At 45.5% G+C, this 341-nt stretch carries 1 protein-coding gene; it reads left to right on the forward strand.

What is annotated here, in order from left to right; translation table 11 throughout:
• Nucleotides 1–341: reverse transcriptase domain-containing protein (locus LMC10_RS10640; protein WP_267866777.1), on the forward strand; the 341-nt coding region annotated here is incomplete at both ends.

Genomic DNA, 341 nt, shown 5'->3' on the forward strand with positions numbered 1-341 from the left:
GTAAGTTTCTAACTAGCGGAGTCTTAGACCATGGGCTTTTCGCTAAGAGCGAAAAAGGAACCCCACAAGGAGGGCCATTGTCCCCACTACTGGCGAACATCTATCTAAATGAGTTGGACAAAGAGTTGACTAGACGTGGTCATCACTTTGTGCGCTATGCGGATGATTGTAACATCTATGTTAAAAGTCAACGAGCCGGAGAACGAGTAATGCGAAGCATTATCCAGTTTCTAGAAAAGCGCTTGAAAGTTAAAGTGAACCCAGATAAAACCAAAGTCGGTAGCCCTCTACGGTTGAAGTTTCTTGGCTTTTCGTTGGGTGTAGACCACAATGGGGCCTAC

The sequence above is a fragment of the Limosilactobacillus reuteri subsp. simiae genome (genome assembly GCF_020784875.1).
GTDB lineage: Bacteria > Bacillota > Bacilli > Lactobacillales > Lactobacillaceae > Limosilactobacillus > Limosilactobacillus reuteri_H.